Origin of the sequence: Alkalinema pantanalense CENA528 (assembly GCF_050753345.1) — a bacterium.
GTDB classification, from domain to species: Bacteria; Cyanobacteriota; Cyanobacteriia; order Leptolyngbyales; family Leptolyngbyaceae; genus Alkalinema; species Alkalinema pantanalense.
This window is the reverse complement of record NZ_JBLZFX010000001.1, coordinates 126,371-144,305: the sequence shown is the minus strand read 5'-3', so window position 1 is coordinate 144,305 and position 17,935 is coordinate 126,371. Positions and strand designations below refer to the sequence as shown.

Sequence of the window (17,935 nt, the reverse complement as noted above, 5' to 3'; positions counted from 1 at the left end):
AACCAACGAGTTAACCAACGAGTTAACTAATCAGTTAATCAGTCATTTAATTAACGAGCTATCAGCTTGTTGACTGTTTAGTTGACCAACAAATTAATCAGCAAGCTAACGAATGTATTAATGCATGGATTAATAGGTTCTACCTTTCCATTGGCCACCTTTGCCTTGCCAGTGCCGACGGGCGGAATCGATCGTCATTAGGGTATATAAAAATGCGATCGCAGGAAGGGTTAAACTCCATATCGGATTACATTGATAAAACTGTATTGTTGGGAGATATGCGATCGTCATAAACAGGTAGGGAATCACACTGGCGATTGTAATCATTACATTGCCAGACAATAGTCCGATAGTAATTCCTACGATAGGAACCAGATACACCAAAAACATCCCTACTAAGGTTCCTATTAGCAAAACTGGAGAATAATTCAGTTGGGTATAGGCCGTTCGGGTGACCATTGTCCAAATGGTTTCCAACGTATCGTAGGAACGTAGGCTATGGGTTGTATTGGTCAATCCTAACCAGATGCGATGATTGCCAGTTCCTTTAATGGTTCGCCCTAAGGTACAGTCATCAATTAAGGCATCGCGAATGGAGGCAATGCCCCCAATGCGTTCGATCGCCTTGCGTTTAACCAATACACAACCGCCTGCCGCTGCCCCTAATGGGTGTTGGGGATTATTGACCCAAGTAAAGGGATAAAGCTTTGCAAAGAAAAAGACAAAGGCTGGAATCAGCAATTTCTCCCAAAAACTTTTACACCGTAGCTTAACCATGAGTGAAACTAACTCACGATCGTCGTGTATAGCTTTTGCAACCAATTGACTGAGATTATCGGGGGCATGTTCAATATCTGCATCGGTTAGCAGTAAGTAATCAGGATTCTGTTGGGCGATCGCGTGATTGACTCCCTGTTCCAAGGCCCACAGTTTTCCAGTCCACCCTTTGGGTAAGGCTGCCGCTGACAATACGTGCAATTGCTCAGTTTTGTCAACGACTTCTGCAATCTGTCTGGCTACATCTGCGGTGCCATCTTCGCTATGATCATCGACTAACCAAATCGTTAATTTTGATGCATCATAGTTTTGAGTGAGTAACGATCTCAAGGAAATCGGCAACACCTCCGCTTCGTTACGGGCGGGAATGATGACTGCAATAGACGGTACCCGATCGCCTCCTTGGAATGGGCAGTTCGTTAACTGTTGATTAGTCCGCCAAAACTGTCCTCGCCAAAGCAACAGATAACTCCAAATCATCAGTGATAGTAAACTGAGTCCTAACCAAATTGGCTCCATTTACCTTGCTCCTCCCCCATGTTTTGATGAAACACACCCCATAAACCCACATAAAAGGGCACGGTTCCCCATGCCCTTCCATCAGCCAACCTGTTATTTCATCTACAAGACTCCCACTGGACAAGAAACTCCGGTTCCCCCCAGTCCACAATACCCGCCAGGATTTTTGGCTAAATACTGCTGATGGTAACTCTCTGCGTAGTAAAATTCTGGTGCATCCAGGATTTCCGTCGTGATCTTGCCATAACCTGCTTTTGCGAGTTCCGCTTGATAGCGATCGCGGCTTTCCTCAGCCACCTTAAGCTGTTCATCGGAATAGACGTAAATTCCCGATCGATACTGCGTACCCACATCATTCCCTTGGCGCATCCCCTGGGTTGGATCGTGACTTTCCCAAAAGACCCGCACCAAGTCGCCGTAACTAATCACCTTGGGATCATAAACAACGAAGACAACTTCGTTATGTCCTGTCATGCCACTGCAAACTTCCTGATAGGTTGGGTTGGGGGTGTATCCCGCTGCATAGCCCACAGCCGTTGTGTAGATGCCTTCCTGTTGCCAAAACTTGCGTTCTGCACCCCAGAAGCAGCCTAGGCCAAAGATTGCCATCTCCATTCCAGCGGGAAAGGGGGGCTTGAGGGGGTTGCCATTGACAAAGTGCTGTGCCGGAACTGGCATTTGTTCAGCCCGTCCAGGCAATGCACTCTCTTTTGCGGGCATTGTCGCTTTTTTGCCAAATCCAAACAGCACCATAGGAGTTTCTTTGATACAGTTCTTTACGTTTGTTCTGTTTACTATTCTACTTCATCGTTCTTAGAGCCGCCTTGGCCTTTCCTTAGAATGGAAACCCCGGTTAAACGCATCCTGACAGGTTTTTTAGTCTTCTGCGCGACGTTGATTACGGCGATCGCGGGTTATCGCGCTGGCGGTTGTACCTGGCTCAATTCAACCTATATGGTTGTGATCACAGTGTTTGGCGTGGGGTATGGAGAAGCCTGTCCCATCAATACACCACAACTGAAAATTTTCACAATTTTTGTCATTATTTCCGGTACCTCTTCAGCCGTGTATATCGTAGGGGGATTTATTCAAATGATTACCGAAGGCGAGTTACAGGACGTTTTAGGGCAACGGCGCATGGTTCGCGGGATTGAAATGTTGGAACACCATGCCATTATTTGTGGCTTTGGGCGAATTGGCCAAATTTTGGCCCGACGGCTGGAGGAAGCTCGCATTGCATTTGTGGTGATTGACAACGATCCCGATCGAACGGAAATTGCTGAATCCTTAGGATATTTAGTCAAAACGGGCAATGCGGCGGATGAGGATATTCTGAAGGCGGTGGGCATTGAACGGGCACACGTTCTGGCATCTGTGTTGCCGGATGATGCCACGAATGTTTTTATTACGTTAACAGCCAGGGAACTCAACCCCGAACTCCGAATTCTGGCGCGGGGAGAAATTCCATCAACGGAAAAAAAATTGCGTTTGGCGGGGGCTGATCAGGTGATCTTGCCCGCATCAATCAGTGCGGCTCGGATTGCCCATATGATTACCCATCCTGCCACCCTGGATTTTTTGGATGAAGGGGACGGACGCAATACGCTGAATGAGTTACTCTCTAAGGTGGATGTGCAGGTGGATGAAGTGGCGATCTCGCCCAATTCACCCTTGCTGGGTAGCACCGTGGGAACGTTAGAGGCGCGGGGGAAGGGAACGTTTATCATAGTGGCGCTACGCAAGGCCGATGGCCACATGATTATTCATCCCCGCCGATCGCTCATTTTGGAACGGGAAGATATTCTAATTGTCATGGGCCACCGAGGGGATTTACCCAAGCTGGTGCAGCGCTACATCGTCAAACGTAAATTCAATGATCCGGCCTACGAGCATCCTGAACCACTGTAAGGGAACAGCGCATAAATAAAATCCCAATTGGGTAGGGGTAGGAGAGTAAAAGGGTAGGAGGGTAGGGGAATGAAGAGGGGATATTATTTCTTTGCAAATCCCTAAAGGATCAGGTCTGGTGCGATCGACCTGTTAAGGAATAAGGGGGCAACCATCGGTGGTTGGGGATGTTTCCTGGGGGAGGGATGCAATGACCCGATCGTGATCAAGGCCCAAGCTCGCAATAATGCCTGCATTATTAACTAGTTGGTGACTCAAGGCAAATTCCAAGGGCTGACCGTGCATGTCCGTCACGGTTCCTCCGGCGGCTTCAATCAACAGGCTACCTGCTGCATGATCCCAAATATTTTCTCGATAGTCCGGCCTTGTAACCCACGGCAGCCGCATATAAAGCGCTGCTTGGCCCCCTACGATCGCGGCATATTTCGCTTGGCTATCCATAGGGAGAGGTTGTTCTGTACAGCCTGCTTGGTGGGCAACCTGCCGTTGTAATTCAGGGTTACCATGACCAGCTTCCACGCTTTCTGCAAGGCGCAAAATGGTTGGAGCAAAGGATTTCCAGGGTTGGGTTGCCCCCGTTTCCAGTGATGTAATGACAATTCCATGGTTTCGGATTGCACTCATGATGATGCCTGCGGGAAATCCTGGCAACTTTAAGGCGGGGCAGCCTAATACGCCCAGTTGAACGGTTCCCGCTTCAATCAATGCCACGGCGATCGCGTATTGGGCCCCTCGTATAAATCCTTTAGTTCCATCGATCGGGTCGATGGTCCAAAAGCGATCGCTCACTTGGCCCTGACCTAGATCAATCCAATTACAGACTTGTTCGGGCGTCGCTGGAGGAACTTCAGAGCGGACCCAATCCGTCACTTGCTGGAGGAGGCGAGTATAGTCAGCTTGGCGAAGAAGACTGGCTGATTCTTCTGCAACGATCGCGTCCTGGGGAAATGCTGTAGCAATGCCTTGGCAGAGAATGGCCTGCGCCGCAAAATCTGCCACCGTCACAGGACTGGCATCCGCTTTGCCAACAACCTGTATGGCATTGTGGGTACGAATCCTTTCACAAATCTGGGCGGCTGACCGGACGGCGGCGATCGCAACCTGTTGTTCTTGGATGAGGGACATCTCTGAGGCACCTATTCTACGAGATCTTCGCTAGGTAACTTAACTGACCTTTCCCCTCAAGACAATTCTGATGGCTCGTGTTCCCATCTTTTTCGAGTTAATCAGACTGTATTTTTACAGAAGTAATGGACGTAACTGAAGATTTTGCTACTGATTTAGATCAAAGGTTAATTAATCAAAATCCGTATAATCATTGGCTCATATCCCATAAATTAAGCCTTTGACAAAGACAGTGAGTGTACTCTAGGCAATCCTCAATCCGTAGGTTACAAGTGTAAAAAGATACCGCTAAAACCAGCAGGCATCGCTCAAGCCTACCGCTAGCTACACTCAGTTGATTTGACATGAACAAGCAATTTTCTACCGGTTTATTCTTTGTCGCGGCTTCTTTGATCGGCATGACTGCTCAAGCCGCTTCTGCATCGGCTAATTCTGTGTGGGACATGCCCCAGCCCCAAATTCTGAGCAAATCTCAAACGGGCTTCAACGACGCTCCCTTCCAAAAATATGTTCAACAAGAAGGGTTGGCGATCCAAAACAGTGGTCAGTTTAAATTGGATCCCACTAAACTGGCCCTGAAATACGATCACAACGTTTCTACCTATTTCATCAACGAGGGTGCAGGCTACCGGAACCAGTTAGCGTTCACCTCCACGGGTTCCACCAACACCCAAGGTTTGGTGTTTAAAGATATTTCCTGCTCGGGAGCAGGTTGTGCGGGCGCTTGGGGTGGTAACGCGCTGAAGTTTGGCGATGGCGTGAAGCTAGGTACCATCAAAGGTAGTAGCCAACTCGACTTTTCTCTACGGGCCGATGGCTTGAATCGTGGCAGTGATTCCTACATCTTTGGCACTAAGGATGCTGCGAATCCCGATAAGTTGCAGCACGTTGTTGCCTACGCAATCGAAGGTACTGGTTACCTGCTGATGGGCTTTGAGGATCTGTACGGAACAGGTAAGTCTAAGCAGGGCAAATTTGGTGAAGTATCCGATCGTGACTTTAATGACACCATCTTTGTGGTCGATGTGGGCAAGAAAAACGTCGATGCTTTCCTAGGTAAGGACGTTCCTGAACCTTCTGTCGTGCTGTCTCTGCTGGGTCTGACGGCTGCTGGCGCGCTGAAAGTGCGTCGTCGTCAAGCTAATCAAGCTGAGTAACTCCTGACTGTCGCCACCAACTGAAATTAACAGCAACGCATTACTGACTTGTCACAGTTACCTACAAGACAGTTGCACACAAGACAGTTGCATACAAGACAGTTGCATATAAGTCCTTGAGCCTTGTGAAAATGGGAGGAGATCGAATGATGATCGCCTCCCATTTTCACATTGGGATATTTTCACTTTGGGATGCGGGTAACTTTGGTATGCTGGGCAGGATCGATTGTGAGGAATTGAAAATGCCCCTCATCCAAGTAAAAACCTCTGCCACAACTGACGATATTCAGGTCACGAGATTACTCAAACAACTTTCTGCTAGCCTCGCCAAGCATACGGGCAAGCCGGAGTCGTACGTGATGACGGCGCTGGAAGGCGGGCAACCCATGACCTTTGCTGGGACGACCGATCCCACCTGTTATGTGGAAGTGAAAAGCATTGGTTCCATGACGTCGAAGCAAACACAAGCCATGAGTCAGGACTTTTGTAAGCAGCTTGAACAAGCCTTGGGGGTTCCGGTTAACCGAATTTACATTGAATTCAGCGATGCAAAAGGCGCTATGTGGGGCTGGAATGGCGGGACGTTTGGGTAACTTCTAGCTCACTTTTAGCAGCTAAGGGAACAGCGCATAAATAAAATCTCAATTGGGTAGGGGTAGGAGAGTAAAAGGGTAGGAGAGTAGGGGAATGAAGATGGGATATTATTTCTTTGCAAATCCCTAACTGGACTTTGGACTCACTCAAGAAATACTTGACCTGTAGTGGTTTAAATATCTACGAAACCGCTACCCAGCATAGAAAATTGCGTTTAGTCCAAACTCCAAAGCTCACTACTAGCGCAAAGCTAACTTCTAGCGCAAAAAGTAGCCAACCCCACGATAAAAGTGAAAGCGCCCATAGCCTAAAAATTGACCGTGGGATTTTTCGCCTTGGGGATAGGCGGTTACTCCAAACAAGTAAACACCTTCAGAGAAAGGATTCCGTTGGGGATCGAGGGCGATCGTCACGGTCTGTCCGGGGGGGATGGCTGGATCAAAGCCGATCGTGACTGTCCGACTGGGACGATCGATTTGGCGATTTGAGATCGTCAGAGGTTGTCCTAATTGCGGGGGCTGCCCCACGAAAGCGGCAATCTGCTCGGTTGAAAAGTTAATCCGATCGATGCCCTCGGCTTGGGTGATTGTGACCTTTTGGAGGGATTCCCCAGCTTTCGCTGGAAGGGCGATCGTGAAATAGTAAGTTGCCGTCCAATCGTTGGCAATGGTACTGGTGGTGATGGCGTCTACCAATCGGGGTGGCTGGTTGAAGTAGACCGTGCCATCCTGTAATTGGACGGCCCCGATCGGCATTGCGCGACTGCCAAGGACGGCTAAGCCTAGAATCCCTCCGAGAATCGCGATCGTTGCAAACCGATTGAAATAGTGAGGACTCATCGTAAATTTATACTTCTGTTAAAGTCGGTTTGGCTTTGTTAAAAAAAGAGTTGGTGAATCTGGGAAAATGATAGCTTAAACAAGTAAGACATTTAAGAGAGGTATTTGACTCTTCAAGACTCTCTTAGCAAAAGTAAACAACTTCAAGATCATGACTTCAAGATTAAGCTGACTTTGTTAGCGTTTAATTTAAGCTGAAGGATGTTCTTTGAAGATTTATTTTTGTTCTCTTTCAATCGCTAATTGGTGAAGCTCAAAATTAGTCCATGTCAAATCTTCACAAGATGGTTGAAGGGCGTCTTATTTAACTGTCGAGCGTTGACTGTCGTGAAAGCGGGTTTCTTCATGAGACCCGCTTTCCATGGAAAACGGCAATATTATCCATGCATTGCAAAATATGATTTTTAGCTTAGTTTTCTGAGCATTTCGAGCTGTTTTTGTTAGGCTAAAAGTAAGCCATTTCAGCAATCACTGGACTTGAAATGAAGGTGATTGAAGAACGATTAAATTGGCTAGTACAAGAGTGAGAATGGTTGGGAGAGATCGTCTTTTGAATTTATCCTTCCTCTAATCTTTTACGATGCTCACCCTGAATTTCCACACGCTACAACTGTCACGGTGTAAAGAATTAACTTTTGAATTCTTAAAGTAGGTGAGATGATGCTCAGTCAACCGAGAGGAAACTCAACGTCTTCCGATTCCCCTGTCCTAGCTTGGTCAGTTTCATCCTGGCATTTATGTATGATTGGCACACTGGCTCTGTGGCTCAGTGGTAGCTTATTTCTAGATTTTCTCGTGCTCCCCAGTTTGTATTGGGCTGGCATGATGAGTCAGAGCGAGTTCGCGACGGTGGGATATGCGTTATTTGGGAATTTTAACCATTTTGAAGTTCTCTGTGGCGCGATCGTCCTGAGTGGATTTCTTTGGAAGCAACAATTACCCAAGGTGCAACGGGAAGCTGCGCTACGCAATATCCCCTTAGCCCTAGTGACTCTGGCGATCGCGCTGATTTTCACCTACGTCCTAGCTCCCCAAATGAGTGCCATGGGCCTCAACCTGCAGGATGGAAGTGAAGCAATTGTTCCCGCAGCGATGAATCAGTTTCATTTTCTGTACTGGGGACTGGAGATTGTCAAATTAGGTTGCTTAGGTCTGCTACTGCAACGGAGTTTCCGATTGACCCACTAATTCGGATTCATTGGGAGCATCTGCTTCGTTATTGCTAAAGAAGAGAAGCCGCACCGCCATGACTGCAAACCCGATCGCTGCAATGAGCTTCGTCCAACGGGTTGGCAAAATCTGAGCGGTGCCTTCTCCGACTAAAACCCCAATCAGGCTGGCTAGAACGAGGGCTGCCACTGTTCCCCAAAAGACGGCTTTGGCTGATTTAGCATTACCACTTAAAGCGATCGCGGCAAGTTGGCTTTTGTCGCCCAGTTCTGCCAAAAAAACGGTGATAAAACTCAGGCCGAGTAAGTGCCAATGCATGGTGGTTACATCCCTGCGACATCAATGAAGAGCAACGTTGCAACAACAGCCAGGATCACGCCCGTTGACAGTTCCAGGGTGCGGGGTTTTAAGAATTTGGTGAGCCAACGACCAATGAGGACACCTACCAAACTGGTGGCAACTAAGGCAGAGGCCGCTCCTGCAAAAACAACCCAAGGCTCATGGGATTGGGCACTCATCAGCAAGGTCGCGACTTGGGTTTTGTCACCCAATTCCGCCAGAAAAATTGTGACAAAGGTGGAAAGAAAGCAATTAAAGACCCCCGAGGTAGCGGTTGAAGTGTTGGCTGCCGTCGGGTGAGAGGGACTGTCGGGAAGGATAGGTTTGGGCGGTGCGAGGTTTAAGGGTGTCATGCCGCTGGGCCGTTTTCATTTTCTTTTCATATTTATAGCACAGATTCACAACGACCCTTTTCTACAGCAGGGATTCCTAGATCCCAACCGCCCGATCGAAGCTGAGCATTTCCAGGCTGCGATCGCCGTAAACTGCTTCAATTTGCTCCCGGCAGCAGTCGATCGCGAAGTCGTTTAACTCGTCGTCGGTGACTCCAAACATCTGTTCAAAGGTCTCTGGAGTGACACGGCAAAAAGAAGGCCGTTTCTCGTAAATGGAACATTCGCGGGTGGTGTGGTCGAAGTGAATGCACCAGCCATCTTCGCCAACCATGCTGAGGTAGAGCATCAATTCTTCCGGCGTGAGGTAGTCCTCTAGATCTGGACGATCGTTAGGATCCAGTTGGCAGCACGCCCCGCAGTTTTTGATGCATTGCCAGGTAGCCATGGGTCTAGTGGTGAAGGATAGTCATAAGACAGGGATAGTAACAAGACAGAGGTTCATTGTCCAGGGTTATGGGGTGAAAGTCCATGGGCATTCCTATAAGGAGATCGATCAGTATTGATTTCTGTCCCCGTAAACTCTAGATTCAGTCTTTCTTGAGCAAGAAACCCGGATTCGATCGCGCCATCGGAACACAGGATATGAGAAACTAGGGGCACGAAAGTTTACGTGATCCAGTCAAACCCAGTTACAGGGGATCCTGTAAATTGAGTTTTTTGGAGTTTTGTAAACTTCTTTAAGGTTGACGCCTTCGACCGATAAAATATGCGTTATTGCAGCTAAGACTTCGAGGTTTCTTGGGCTAGTTTGGGAGGATCACGGATCAATGGACTTCTTGAGTGCAATCAACTTTACGGTTATTTTCCAGTTATTAACTCTGTTTCTCATTGTGGTAGCAGGCCCGGTTATCGTGTTTCTGCTATTTCTACGTGGTGGCGATCTGTAAGTCAGGCCATCACTTCGATCGGCTGTCTATCCATTGATAGGCATTGTTGAATCTATTCAAAGTTTGTAAGAGAGAGTAGCTCTAGAGCCTAGCCCATTTTAGGGTTAGGCTTTTTCATGGGTGAATTTTTGTGGGTGAGGGGATAGAACTCCGTTGTGGCTAATGGCGGCTGGTTGAGGGGGTCGTTAATTGTTTCTGGAAAGCTTGGATGCCTTGCCAATACTGCCTCCCTCCTACTCCACTGACATCATTGTGGTCGGCTCCCGCGATCGTCAGGAGGGTCTTAGGGGGATTAGCCGTCTCGTAGAGAGTTTGGCCGTGGTGGAACGGAATGACAGAATCTTGGGTGCCGTGAATAATGAGGACGGGGCACCGAACTTGAGGCAGGCGATCGCGGTTAGGAAACTTGTCAAAGGGCAGCACCGGAAAGGGGATGATGACTCGGAAAATGCTAGTGAAGGCACTTTCTAGAATCAGGCCAGCGACGGGTTTTTGCGTGGCTAAGTGAACCGAAGGGCCACTGCCGATCGACCGACCCATCAGGATAATTTTTTTGGGTGGGGTTTTAAGGTGGGTGGTGAGGTAGTTGTAAGCCGTTTGAATATCGTCGTAGGTGGCGGATTCGGAGGGTTGGCCTTGGCTGGTGCCGTAGCCGCGATAGTCATAGGCAAAGATGCGCAAGCCGAGTTGGTTGAGTTTGGTGAGATGGGGGCGGATACTGCCGAGGTCTTCCCCATTTCCGTGGCTGTAGAGCAGGGTGTATTGTGCGGTGGGGTGGTTGAGGTAGAGGGCAGAGATTTGTTGCTGGTTGGAGGTGGTGAGTTTAAGGATGTCGGGGCGATCGGTATAGCTGGGGGTGGGGGCAGGAAACATTTGGCGATCGCTCAAAAAGTATCCGTAGGCAGCGATCGTGCCGTAGCCCAATAGGAAAATGCGTAAAACCCGCCACCATGACCAATAGCCGATTATCCAAGTTGTCCAATCGAAGCGGTGGGACATGGTGGCGTTGGTGGTTGGGTGCGAAAGTGGACAAGGCGATCGATGGCTATTTTGCGCACCAGACTTCATACTCCACAACTAAACCGGGAAAAGCTAATGCATTGACGACTCGTAGAGTACCAGCAGCGGGTTTCACTTTTACATTTTGGAAATAGCCTGCAAATCTTCCCAAAATGGTGTTGAAGTCTGCCTCGCTATACCCATTTACAAGCGTGAATTCGATACGGATAATATCACTGCGATCGAGTTTGTTCTGTCTCAAGAAGATATCTAACTCGTTCAGAACATAATCCGTTTGAACGATGTAGTTACCCGGTGCAACCACGGCAAAACTCGGCTGTTGCGCAGCAATTCCAGAAAAGAAATACCAGTCTTTGATATTACTGAGCTTCAAGCCCCAATTAAAAATACTCGTAAAATTAGGTAAACGGGGATTTTCCAGGGCTTCTTTCCGCAGTCCTTGGCGGCCCGTTTGTGCCGTAACTGAACCAACAAACATGAAAATTACGAGAAGCGGTACAACTAAAATCACGAATAACTTTTTGAGATTCATCACTAACCTTTACTCTATGGTGAGCAACCTAGGAAATACTGTGACAAGATTATCACCGATTCACATCAGCCGTCTGTCATTAGAGCCTCACATCCTCGATTGACTAACAAAAATATTCCCGTCTACAACCGAAGGTAGGCGGGCGTTGGACTCTAGTTTAGGCTAAAAGGATGGAAGGACTTATGAGTCTACGGGGGAGTCTGCTGGAGCGTTGGAGTCTTTTGAAGCCTCGGATGGAGACTCCGTCGTATCTGGTTCAGCAGATGATACGGTTGGGGTGGTAAAGGCTTCCCAGGCAGCTTTGGCGGCTTTGGTCAGGCGAGTGTCGATATCTGCCACTTGGTGGATTGTAGTTTGCCACTTTTGGTCGGCTTTGCTGCGAAGTGCTTGGACGGATTGGTCGATGCTCTTGTGGGCTTCTTCGGTTAAGTCGCTTGCGGTTTGCAGTTTGGCTTGGGCAAGTCCTTGTAGGGCATCCACGAGGGCTTGGGTAGCTTGTTTGACTTTAGCGAGTTCGTCACTGACTTCGCTGGGGGGTGGTGTTGGAACAATTTGTAGATCTGAATCCGTACTCTCAGTTTTTAGGGTTTCTGGTTCGGTTGTCATTCTGGTGTTCCTCAATTTAATTCAGGATGTTTTTTGATGGCTTGAATCTTGTGGTCTTACTGTAGGTAATCGCATGGCAATTCCTCGATTATGATTGCCGATCCCGCTGATAGGTGCCGATGAGTTCAGCATAGTCCAGAATATGGCCGTGCATGGCTTGGAGGAGTTGGGCTTGGGTGGGGTTATGCAGATTAGGGAGAACAATATCGAGGGCGTAGAGTTTATGGAAGTAACGGTGTTGTCCGATCGGGGGACAGGGGCCACCGTATTGCCCACGGTTCCAGTTATTGAGTCCTATTTGGGTACCAGGGGGAAGTTTTTGGCAACCTGCGTCGAGGTGGTCGATCGTGGGAGGGATGTTATACAACAGCCAGTGAACCCAGGTGAGTTTAGGCGCTTTGGGATCGGGGGCATCGGGATCATCGATCATTAAAACGAGGCTGTGGGTATTTGGGGGAATGCCTGACCAAGTCAGGGGCGGAGATCGATCTTTGCCGTCGCAGGTGTAGAGGGCGGGAATGGGGTGATTGTGGGTGAACGCGGGGGATGTTAACGTGAGGGGCATGGTGGGTTCCTCGCGGAGAAATGCCTAGCTATACAGTAGGTTAGCGAGGAAATTTGGGGAACTTGTGAGGCGATCGGTTGGGCTGAGTCCTGCATTAGGGTTGAGAAGCGTGACAATTGTCTCGTAGACAAAACAAGTACTATCAGTTTTTGATATTTTCTGGAAGTCAGTTACAGGCTAGCGATCGCAGGTGAAAATGCTAAAGCTGAGCGGAATTCAGCAAAATTGTGTTAGCTTCATGTTAGCTGTATGTTCTTTCCACTTAAACTATGAGATCGCTGAAAAATTATACAGTTGTGCTACGTCCTGACAGCAATGGCACATTTGTTGCCTATGTTCCAGCTATTGTGGGTTGTCATGCCTGGGGAAGTACTCCAGAAGAGGCTCAAGCTGAGCTTGTCCATGTGTTTGAGATGATTTGGGATGAGTACCAAGAAGTCGGGCAGGAACTCCCTGAAGATGTTGAAGTGGCTGTGACCCATGCCTGCTAAAGCAAAAGAGATTGAGCGGGTCGCACAAAAGTTGGGCTTTGAGAAGGTTAGACACAAAGGGAGTCATGCCCGCTGGAAACATCCCGATGGCAGAGCAACAACTATTCCAACTCATGGCAGTGCGGAGATAGGAAGTTGGTTGTTTCAGGAAATTTTGAAGCAGTTGGGCATTACTGAGGAAGTGTTTAACCAGCTACGCTAGAAGTTGGTATGCAGAACTAATCCATTGCCTTAGCCTCGCTAAGTTTAGGCAGTCTGTGAAAACAGATCTCTACCATGATGTATTTGCAGATGGATTAGTACTGGCGTCACACCATAGTGGAACAATAATCTGTTAAGAGAATTAGCCTATTAATTGAGAAGCAGGCAAGTATAAAACGTGGGGAGGCTTCGAGAGATCGATCGGCTGAGGATTATTCAGACTGACACGCCAACTAGTCAACTGATTTACTAGAGAGGTGTTGTCTGGATAGTAACGCTGCACAAAATCAATAAAATCGTCAATTGTGCAAGGTTTATTGGTTCCACCCATATAGTCCTGATGAAACTGATCATGAACGTCACAGGAAATAGTAATCAAGTTTGCGTGGTTACTCGCGATCGCAGGATAAGCATTCCGAGAATACAAGTGATGAACAGCTAGTTTCAGACTATTAATTTTATCTTGCTTCGTCTTGGTCACTTGACAGGTTTTCTTATCCCGCTTTTCTCGAACGTATCTCATCGCTCTTTCTATTTCGTTTTCACGATTTTTGATGGTATCAACAATGTCGTTCACCTGTGGCTGAATTGTATTACCAACTTCTTCACACCATTCTCGACGATTTTTCTGTGTCAAGCTTTTGCCGAAGACTTGAGAAATTTTGTAGATCCCACCTAAGGAAAAATAGATACCTGATCCATCTGCAAAATCTTCGTAATCTTGCCCTTGAATCAGAGGAGATTGCATTTGCTTAGCCTTGTCGAGCATTCGAGTCAATGTCTGGGAGTTAGTACCCAAAATGGAAACTAAGTCAGCACGGGAAATCCAAAAATGGCTTCTGCGTTTGACGAGAGAAGAACAATTATCCAGAATTTTTTTATTAATAAATGCCCTGCGGACTTTGCGTTTAGTATGCAAAACCAGTTCCTTAATCCTTGCCCAAAATCCTGTTTTTTGCCGAGCTTCTAAGCACCGTGCGATCGTATAGGCTCCTGATGCAGTGTATTCACGTTTCCCAGTTGCTTTTATAGCGATTCGATAGTCCTTGCCTTCCTTCAACTCCCATTCGTCATCAGGATCGGAATCAATAAATTCCTCAAGTGCAATCAAGTCTTGACTACTGAACTTAGGTGAGATCTCTTGAAGCGCTTTGAGGAGTTCTTGAGCGGTGATATAAACTTCTGCCATGTCTAGAAAGTCTCCGTGAGGCTTTTATAGAAAACAGTGAGTCGATCGAAAATCTTGGCATCCCCTGTTTCCCGATTATCAGGATGGTAAATTTTGCTGAGATCTCGATATGCAGATTTGATTTGTTCTGTATTGGCTGTTTGGGGATTCAAGCCAAAGGCTTGCCAGGGCATGTCATAGTTGAAAATATTAATTCCGTTGATGCACCCATAGCCCTGTTCATTCACTTCATGGGGTAGCACGCCAATGAGTTTCCGATATAAAACTTCCCAGCCTGCAATTTTAGAGAGATCTAGTTTATCTAGACTGCTGGTTGCAAGTTGGAAAGATCCTGATTTCCGGAGTTCCGTTAAATTAGTGACACTGAACTGTTTGAAAATAGCCTGCTTAAGCTCTGTTAGTTTTAACGGCTTTGGTCGTTTGGCCGATTGCTTTGGTGGCTTGTCGGTCTTGCGATGGTTGGCAATGACAAACTGCGCAAAACTTTCTAGCTCAGATTGACTAATGCCGTGTACTTCTGAGAGACGAGTAATCTCATTCTGGATCAAGCTGTTGAGAGATTTCTCGGTTTTGCTAGGTGCTGTTTTCTTGTGAGATTGGGTAGCAGTAGCCATGGTTCAATCCTTGATAAGTGCGTTAATGCGTGAGGATTGTCTTTTCTCGCTAAATAATACCCCAAGGTAGCCTATTGTCAACCAAGCAAACAAGAAGGGTTTGTAAAAATTCTGTAATTTTTTTGTCTAAGTCCCCGAACTGAAGGATCTATGGCTGATGAGTGTAGATAGGAGACTGTTGTCGCATCAGCCACTTTTGCCCTTCGATCGCCCAAAACACTAAACTACTCATCCCCAAACAAAACAGTAACTCATTCATCGATAACGCCGTCGTTTGAAACAGCGTTTGCAAGAGTGGAATATATAAGATCGCTAAATGTAGTCCTAGCGTTAACCCGATCGCGCCCAGCAATGGTCTATTAGAAAGTAAGCCAATTTGAAAGAGCGAATACCGTTCCGATCGAACCGCCAACGCAATCACCGTTTCCGAAAATGTCAAAATCGTAAATAACATCGTTTGCCAATGGCTGGTTCGATCGCCTTGCCAGTAGACATAACCCGTCCCCAGACTTGCTGCCCCCGTCAGTAAACCAATCCAGACAATATCCCACCCCATGCCTCGACTAAAAATTTGCTCATCAGACGGATGTGGTGGACGATGCATGGTATCCCGTTCCGCTGGTTCCACACTCAGCGCCAACGCAGGCAGCCCATCCGACATCAAATTAATCCAAAGAATCTGAATTGGCAACAACGGCAAGGGCATTCCCAAAAACGGCGCAAGAAACATCACCCAAATTTCGCCTGAATTACCGCTGAGCAGATATTTAATCGACTTGCGAATATTGTCATAAATCACCCGGCCTTCCTGCACCGCTGCCACGATCGTTGCAAAATGATCATCCAGCAGCACCATATCCGCTGCTTCCTTGGCCACATCCGTTCCCGCTTTCCCCATCGCCACCCCAATATCTGCCTTTCGCAGTGCCGGAGCATCATTAATCCCATCCCCCGTCATGGCAACAATGTGTTGACGGTACTGGAATGCTTGGACAATTTTTAGTTTTTGCTCCGGGGATACCCGCGCGTATACCGCGATCGACTCGACTTTTTCCGCTAGTTCCGCTGGGGATAACTGATTCAGATCGTGGCCTGTGAGATAGCGATCGTTGTCTGCAATTCCCACTTCCTGCGCCAGATGTAATGCCGTTAAGGGATGATCGCCCGTAATCATCACTGGCCGAATGCCCGCTATCTGACAATGATGGACGGCCTGTTTGACTTCCGGACGTGCTGGATCGCGCAGCCCTAGCCAACCAATGAGAACGAGATCCTGTTCGACGGTTTCAGCGTTGCTCAGATCCGGTCGATCGTTCCAAAGGCGAAATGCGACCCCCAGCACCCGTGTTCCTGTTTCAGCCAATTCTTGGTGGGCGGTCAAAATCCGATCGCGCCAGTTGGCATCTAACACTTGAAGGCGATCTTTCACCCAAATGTGGCTGGTAATATCCAGTAAGTGAGTAACGGATCCCTTGGTAAAAGCAATGTAGGGCGCAACCCAAAAATTATCGTTAAAGTGATCCTGATCTCTAACATGATTGTAATTACTGAAGTTGTCCCGATCTCTGTACCACTGGTGAATCGTAGTCATGCGGCGACGATCGGCATCAAATGCAAGTTCAGCCACCCGTGGATATTGAGTGTCTAGATCACATTTGGAAAATCCCAAAATACTCGCTGCGGCTGCCAAAGCCACCTCGGTCGGATCTCCTATCGGATCTGCCAGCGGAGAACTGTCATGGGGCTGGACTGGAGTTTGAGGGTTGGGCAAAACGGCATCATTGCAAAGGGCGGCCCCAAGCAGCAACAGTTGGAAACTGGAATCCAAAGATAAACCTGGAGAGGCATCAAATCGCATACGTTGGTCTGCCACCTCCAAGGTCGTCACGGTCATGCGATTTTCCGTCAGCGTCCCTGTCTTATCTGAACAGATGACGGTTACAGAACCCAAGGTTTCCACCGCTGGCAATCTGCGAATTAAGGCTTGCTGTTTCAGCATTCGCTGGGAACCCAGAGCCAGGGAAATGGTCACGATCGCAGGCAGCCCTTCCGGAATCAGACCCACCGCAACGCTAACCGCCGTCAGAAACATTAAGGGCAGCGATTCTCCGCGCAATACACCCAACACAAAAATAATAGCTACTAGCCCCAGAATGGCTAACACGAGCTTCTGACTAAGTTGATTTAATCGTTGCTGTAAAGGAGTGGGTTCCCAGCCGACTTCCTGCATCAGATGCGCTACGTTGCCGAGTTCTGTCTGCATCCCCGTGGCTGTAATGACAGCACGCCCTCGGCCAGCAGTCACCGTCGTGCCCATATAGACCATATTGGGATAAAACGCCGACTCGGCCAGAATGGCCTCGTTTGTTAGCAAATGACTGAATTTTTCAACGGGGACTGACTCTCCAGTTAGGGCCGATTCCTGCACTTGTAGATGCGCCGTTTCTAGTAGACGCCCATCGGCAGGGACACGATTTCCCGCTTCCAGTCGCACGATATCCCCCGGTACTAACTCCCGCGCTGAAATTTCGATCCATGCGCCCTCCCGCCAAACACGAACATTGGGAATGGTCAGTTGTTTGAGGGCGAGTAATGCTTTTTCTGCGCGGTATTCTTGGCTCCACCCTAAGAGAACAGTGAGCAGCACGATCGCTCCGATCGCGATCGCATCTTTATAGTCCCCGAGAACGAGCGTTGTCAGCGCCGCCAACAACAGAACCACGATCGTGGAAGCGGTGAGTTGTTCCCAGAGGATCAGCCAAGGACTTTTGGTGTGGTGGTCTGCGAGTTCATTGCTGCCCCATTGTGCTTGCCGACGGTGTACCTCGTCACGGCTTAACCCTTGGGCGGCGTCCGTGTCCAGTTGCTGCAAAACGTCGGTGTCATCTAATCGCTCCCAGTGGCCCAAGGTGGTTGTCCTGTCGTAACTGACCTGCGCGGATTACTGTTGATTGCTGTTATCCAGCATACCGTTTTTAGGGCGTAGCCTGGACGCAGCAATATTGCC

The 17,935-nt window shown here is 48.2% G+C and carries 21 protein-coding genes; 7 read left to right on the top strand and 14 right to left on the bottom strand.

Translation table 11 applies throughout. From position 1 onward, the window contains the following. Positions 1-129: 129 nt before the first annotated feature. Together ACN4EG_RS00610 and msrA are read right to left on the bottom strand one after the other, a co-directional pair. A complete protein-coding gene (locus ACN4EG_RS00610; RefSeq protein ID WP_431627148.1) occupies positions 130-1,296 on the bottom strand; it encodes a glycosyltransferase in 1,167 nt (388 codons plus the stop codon). Between the two features lie 102 nt (positions 1,297-1,398). Then, the gene (gene msrA, locus ACN4EG_RS00605; protein ID WP_431627146.1) at positions 1,399-2,049 is read right to left on the bottom strand and encodes a peptide-methionine (S)-S-oxide reductase MsrA; all 651 of its coding nucleotides are present in this window, start codon (positions 2,047-2,049) and stop codon (positions 1,399-1,401) included. Positions 2,050-2,136: 87 nt separating this feature from the next. Between msrA and ACN4EG_RS00600 the strand changes: the two genes are divergently transcribed. Then, entirely contained in the window at positions 2,137-3,204 is a 1,068-nt protein-coding gene (locus ACN4EG_RS00600) for a potassium channel family protein (protein ID WP_431627144.1), read from the top strand. Positions 3,205-3,336: 132 nt separating this feature from the next. Here ACN4EG_RS00600 and ACN4EG_RS00595 read toward each other — a convergent pair whose 3' ends face one another. After that, positions 3,337-4,329 (bottom strand): inositol monophosphatase family protein, encoded by a 993-nt coding sequence (locus ACN4EG_RS00595; RefSeq protein WP_431627143.1) that lies wholly within the window; start codon positions 4,327-4,329, stop codon positions 3,337-3,339. A 344-nt stretch (positions 4,330-4,673) separates the two neighbouring features. Here ACN4EG_RS00595 and ACN4EG_RS00590 point away from each other — a divergent pair, with 344 nt between their 5' ends. Further along, a complete protein-coding gene (locus ACN4EG_RS00590) occupies positions 4,674-5,486 on the top strand; it encodes a DUF4114 domain-containing protein (RefSeq protein ID WP_431627141.1) in 813 nt (270 codons plus the stop codon). Positions 5,487-5,632: 146 nt separating this feature from the next. Next, positions 5,633-6,079 (top strand): phenylpyruvate tautomerase MIF-related protein, encoded by a 447-nt coding sequence (locus ACN4EG_RS00585; RefSeq protein WP_431627140.1) that lies wholly within the window; start codon positions 5,633-5,635, stop codon positions 6,077-6,079. A 258-nt stretch (positions 6,080-6,337) separates the two neighbouring features. Here the strand turns inward: ACN4EG_RS00585 and ACN4EG_RS00580 are convergent, their stop codons facing one another. Then, positions 6,338-6,919 (bottom strand): DUF2808 domain-containing protein, encoded by a 582-nt coding sequence (locus ACN4EG_RS00580; protein ID WP_431627139.1) that lies wholly within the window; start codon positions 6,917-6,919, stop codon positions 6,338-6,340. A 741-nt stretch (positions 6,920-7,660) separates the two neighbouring features. Here ACN4EG_RS00580 and ACN4EG_RS00575 point away from each other — a divergent pair. Then, entirely contained in the window at positions 7,661-8,107 is a 447-nt protein-coding gene (locus ACN4EG_RS00575; RefSeq protein ID WP_431627138.1) for a DUF4149 domain-containing protein, read from the top strand. On the opposite strand, the gene ACN4EG_RS00570 is transcribed toward ACN4EG_RS00575, so the two are convergent. From ACN4EG_RS00570 to ACN4EG_RS00560, 3 genes are all read right to left on the bottom strand, one after another. Next, entirely contained in the window at positions 8,075-8,407 is a 333-nt protein-coding gene (locus ACN4EG_RS00570; RefSeq protein ID WP_431627137.1) for a TMEM165/GDT1 family protein, read from the bottom strand. The two genes, ACN4EG_RS00575 and ACN4EG_RS00570, sit on opposite strands and share 33 nt — an antisense overlap. 5 nt (positions 8,408-8,412) lie before the next feature. Continuing rightward, a complete protein-coding gene (locus ACN4EG_RS00565; RefSeq protein ID WP_431627136.1) occupies positions 8,413-8,781 on the bottom strand; it encodes a TMEM165/GDT1 family protein in 369 nt (122 codons plus the stop codon). Positions 8,782-8,857: 76 nt separating this feature from the next. Next, complete coding sequence (locus ACN4EG_RS00560) at positions 8,858-9,208, bottom strand: YkgJ family cysteine cluster protein (protein ID WP_431627135.1); 351 nt, start codon at positions 9,206-9,208, stop codon at positions 8,858-8,860. Positions 9,209-9,590: 382 nt separating this feature from the next. Between ACN4EG_RS00560 and psb30 the strand changes: the two genes are divergently transcribed. Then, positions 9,591-9,710, top strand: a complete 120-nt coding sequence (gene psb30 / locus ACN4EG_RS00555; RefSeq protein ID WP_190569644.1) for a photosystem II reaction center protein Ycf12/Psb30 — start codon at positions 9,591-9,593, stop codon at positions 9,708-9,710. A gap of 159 nt (positions 9,711-9,869) precedes the next feature. Here the strand turns inward: psb30 and ACN4EG_RS00550 are convergent, their stop codons facing one another. From ACN4EG_RS00550 to ACN4EG_RS00535, 4 genes are all read right to left on the bottom strand, one after another. Continuing rightward, positions 9,870-10,778, bottom strand: coding sequence for an alpha/beta hydrolase (locus ACN4EG_RS00550; RefSeq protein ID WP_431627134.1), 909 nt, complete (start codon positions 10,776-10,778; stop codon positions 9,870-9,872). Then, a complete protein-coding gene (locus ACN4EG_RS00545) occupies positions 10,756-11,208 on the bottom strand; it encodes a RidA family protein (RefSeq protein ID WP_431627133.1) in 453 nt (150 codons plus the stop codon). Before ACN4EG_RS00545 ends, ACN4EG_RS00550 begins: the two co-directional genes overlap by 23 nt. Before the next feature lie 234 nt (positions 11,209-11,442). After that, complete coding sequence (locus tag ACN4EG_RS00540; RefSeq protein ID WP_431627132.1) at positions 11,443-11,868, bottom strand: hypothetical protein; 426 nt, start codon at positions 11,866-11,868, stop codon at positions 11,443-11,445. A gap of 88 nt (positions 11,869-11,956) precedes the next feature. After that, on the bottom strand, positions 11,957-12,433 hold the full coding sequence (locus ACN4EG_RS00535; protein ID WP_431627131.1) for a YbhB/YbcL family Raf kinase inhibitor-like protein: 477 nt from the start codon (positions 12,431-12,433) through the stop codon (positions 11,957-11,959). Between the two features lie 296 nt (positions 12,434-12,729). On the opposite strand from ACN4EG_RS00535, the gene ACN4EG_RS00530 reads away from it, so the two are divergent. Continuing rightward, positions 12,730-12,924, top strand: a complete 195-nt coding sequence (locus ACN4EG_RS00530) for a type II toxin-antitoxin system HicB family antitoxin (protein ID WP_431627130.1) — start codon at positions 12,730-12,732, stop codon at positions 12,922-12,924. Beyond that, positions 12,914-13,126: a type II toxin-antitoxin system HicA family toxin gene (locus ACN4EG_RS00525; protein ID WP_431627129.1), complete on the top strand. Its 213-nt coding sequence runs from the start codon at positions 12,914-12,916 to the stop codon at positions 13,124-13,126. The genes ACN4EG_RS00530 and ACN4EG_RS00525 overlap by 11 nt, the downstream gene beginning before the upstream one ends. Positions 13,127-13,267: 141 nt before the next feature. Here ACN4EG_RS00525 and ACN4EG_RS00520 read toward each other — a convergent pair whose 3' ends face one another. The 3 genes from ACN4EG_RS00520 to ACN4EG_RS00510 form a co-directional block, all read right to left on the bottom strand. Further along, complete coding sequence (locus ACN4EG_RS00520) at positions 13,268-14,314, bottom strand: hypothetical protein (protein WP_431627128.1); 1,047 nt, start codon at positions 14,312-14,314, stop codon at positions 13,268-13,270. A gap of 2 nt (positions 14,315-14,316) precedes the next feature. Then, a complete protein-coding gene (locus tag ACN4EG_RS00515; RefSeq protein ID WP_431627127.1) occupies positions 14,317-14,928 on the bottom strand; it encodes a DnaJ domain-containing protein in 612 nt (203 codons plus the stop codon). A gap of 148 nt (positions 14,929-15,076) precedes the next feature. Next, positions 15,077-17,836, bottom strand: coding sequence for a cation-translocating P-type ATPase (locus ACN4EG_RS00510; RefSeq protein WP_431627126.1), 2,760 nt, complete (start codon positions 17,834-17,836; stop codon positions 15,077-15,079). Between the last annotated feature and the right edge of the window lie 99 nt (positions 17,837-17,935).

What these genes read in the sequence shown, in the direction of transcription:
- ACN4EG_RS00610 (WP_431627148.1), bottom strand. Translation starts at nt 1,296, where the DNA reads ATGGAGCCAATTTGGTTAGGACTCAGTTTACTATCACTGATGATTTGG.
- msrA (WP_431627146.1), bottom strand. Translation starts at nt 2,049, where the DNA reads ATGGTGCTGTTTGGATTTGGCAAAAAAGCGACAATGCCCGCAAAAGAG.
- ACN4EG_RS00600 (WP_431627144.1), top strand. Translation starts at nt 2,137, where the DNA reads ATGGAAACCCCGGTTAAACGCATCCTGACAGGTTTTTTAGTCTTCTGC.
- ACN4EG_RS00595 (WP_431627143.1), bottom strand. Translation starts at nt 4,329, where the DNA reads ATGTCCCTCATCCAAGAACAACAGGTTGCGATCGCCGCCGTCCGGTCA.
- ACN4EG_RS00590 (WP_431627141.1), top strand. Translation starts at nt 4,674, where the DNA reads ATGAACAAGCAATTTTCTACCGGTTTATTCTTTGTCGCGGCTTCTTTG.
- ACN4EG_RS00585 (WP_431627140.1), top strand. Translation starts at nt 5,633, where the DNA reads ATGATGATCGCCTCCCATTTTCACATTGGGATATTTTCACTTTGGGAT.
- ACN4EG_RS00580 (WP_431627139.1), bottom strand. Translation starts at nt 6,919, where the DNA reads ATGAGTCCTCACTATTTCAATCGGTTTGCAACGATCGCGATTCTCGGA.
- ACN4EG_RS00575 (WP_431627138.1), top strand. Translation starts at nt 7,661, where the DNA reads ATGATTGGCACACTGGCTCTGTGGCTCAGTGGTAGCTTATTTCTAGAT.
- ACN4EG_RS00570 (WP_431627137.1), bottom strand. Translation starts at nt 8,407, where the DNA reads ATGCATTGGCACTTACTCGGCCTGAGTTTTATCACCGTTTTTTTGGCA.
- ACN4EG_RS00565 (WP_431627136.1), bottom strand. Translation starts at nt 8,781, where the DNA reads ATGACACCCTTAAACCTCGCACCGCCCAAACCTATCCTTCCCGACAGT.
- ACN4EG_RS00560 (WP_431627135.1), bottom strand. Translation starts at nt 9,208, where the DNA reads ATGGCTACCTGGCAATGCATCAAAAACTGCGGGGCGTGCTGCCAACTG.
- psb30 (WP_190569644.1), top strand. Translation starts at nt 9,591, where the DNA reads ATGGACTTCTTGAGTGCAATCAACTTTACGGTTATTTTCCAGTTATTA.
- ACN4EG_RS00550 (WP_431627134.1), bottom strand. Translation starts at nt 10,778, where the DNA reads ATGAAGTCTGGTGCGCAAAATAGCCATCGATCGCCTTGTCCACTTTCG.
- ACN4EG_RS00545 (WP_431627133.1), bottom strand. Translation starts at nt 11,208, where the DNA reads ATGTTTGTTGGTTCAGTTACGGCACAAACGGGCCGCCAAGGACTGCGG.
- ACN4EG_RS00540 (WP_431627132.1), bottom strand. Translation starts at nt 11,868, where the DNA reads ATGACAACCGAACCAGAAACCCTAAAAACTGAGAGTACGGATTCAGAT.
- ACN4EG_RS00535 (WP_431627131.1), bottom strand. Translation starts at nt 12,433, where the DNA reads ATGCCCCTCACGTTAACATCCCCCGCGTTCACCCACAATCACCCCATT.
- ACN4EG_RS00525 (WP_431627129.1), top strand. Translation starts at nt 12,914, where the DNA reads ATGCCTGCTAAAGCAAAAGAGATTGAGCGGGTCGCACAAAAGTTGGGC.
- ACN4EG_RS00520 (WP_431627128.1), bottom strand. Translation starts at nt 14,314, where the DNA reads ATGGCAGAAGTTTATATCACCGCTCAAGAACTCCTCAAAGCGCTTCAA.
- ACN4EG_RS00515 (WP_431627127.1), bottom strand. Translation starts at nt 14,928, where the DNA reads ATGGCTACTGCTACCCAATCTCACAAGAAAACAGCACCTAGCAAAACC.